The sequence below is a fragment of the Streptomyces sp. NPDC057654 genome, from assembly GCF_042800135.1.
Lineage (GTDB): Bacteria > Actinomycetota > Actinomycetes > Streptomycetales > Streptomycetaceae > Streptomyces.
In genome coordinates this window covers 1-1,275 of sequence record NZ_JBHVHQ010001413.1, presented here as the reverse complement: position 1 = coordinate 1,275, position 1,275 = coordinate 1, and the positions used below count along the sequence as shown (strand labels likewise).

The 1,275-nt window shown below is 66.4% G+C and carries 2 protein-coding genes; both read left to right on the top strand.

Translation table 11 applies throughout. The features are described 5' to 3' along the window. The first annotated feature begins 163 nt into the window (after window positions 1-163). Window positions 164-718, top strand: a complete 555-nt coding sequence (locus tag ACFU99_RS44015) for a peroxiredoxin (RefSeq protein WP_384404456.1) — start codon at window positions 164-166, stop codon at window positions 716-718. Window positions 719-724: 6 nt separating this feature from the next. Next, window positions 725-1,258 (top strand): alkyl hydroperoxide reductase, encoded by a 534-nt coding sequence (locus tag ACFU99_RS44010; protein WP_384404454.1) that lies wholly within the window; start codon window positions 725-727, stop codon window positions 1,256-1,258. The last annotated feature ends 17 nt before the right edge of the window (window positions 1,259-1,275 follow it).

The window sequence follows — 1,275 nt, the reverse complement described above, 5'->3', positions numbered from 1 at the left end:
CGCCCGGCCACCCCGCCGGGCGGGGCGTCTTCGCGTTCAGGGGCCGTTGAGAACGACTGATAGCCACATCCGATCAACATGAGCCAGTGTGGCTATTTCTGTGATCAATGCCTCCTGTGCCACCCTAGTGCGCGTCCAACCCGCACAACCCAGGAGCTCACGCATGCTGACCGTTGGCGACAAGTTCCCCACGTTCGAGCTGACCGGCGTCACCGGCCCGATCGATGACATGAAGTTCGAGACCTTCTCCTCCAAGGACCAGGAGAAGGGTTGGTCAGTGGTCTTCTTCTGGCCGAAGGACTTCACCTTCGTGTGCCCGACCGAGATCGCCGCGTTCGGCAAGCTGAACGACGAGTTCGCCGACCGCGACGCGCAGATCCTGGGCGCCTCCGGCGACTCCGAGTTCGTGCACCACGCCTGGCGCAAGGACCACGCCGACCTGCGTGACCTGCCCTTCCCGATGCTCGCCGACTCCAAGCACGACCTCATGCGCGACTGCGGCGTCGAGGGCGAGGACGGCTTCGCGCAGCGCGCCGTCTTCATCGTCGACCCGAACAACGAGATCCAGTTCACGATGGTGACCGCCGGTTCCGTGGGCCGTAACCCCAAGGAGGTCCTGCGGGTCCTCGACGCGCTCCAGACCGACGAGCTCTGCCCGTGCAACTGGAGCAAGGGCGAGGACACCCTCGACCCGGTCGCGCTGCTCGCGGGCGAGTGACCAGGAATGGCACTCGATGAACTGAAGTCCGCCATACCGGACTTCGCCAAGGACCTGAAGCTGAACCTCGGTTCGGTGATCGGCAACTCCGACCTGCCCCAGCAGCAGCTGTGGGGCACGGTGCTCGCCTGCGCCATCGCCTCGCGCTCGCCGCGTGTGCTGAAGGAGCTGGAGCCGGAGGCCAAGGCCAACCTCTCCCCCGAGGCGTACACCGCGGCCAAGTCGGCCGCCGCCATCATGGCGATGAACAACGTCTACTACCGGACCCGGCACCTGCTGTCGGACCCGGAGTACGGCAACCTGCGTGCGGGCCTGCGGATGAACGTCATCGGCAACCCGGGCGTGGAGAAGGTCGACTTCGAGCTGTGGTCGCTCGCGGTCTCCGCGATCAACGGCTGCGGCATGTGCCTCGACTCGCACGAGCAGGTGCTGCGCAAGGCCGGCGTCGGCCGCGAGACGATCCAGGAGGCGTTCAAGATCGCCGCTGTCCTCCAGGCCGTCGGCGCGACGCTCGACTCCGAGGCCGTTCTGAACGGCTGACGGGCCATACACGGCAC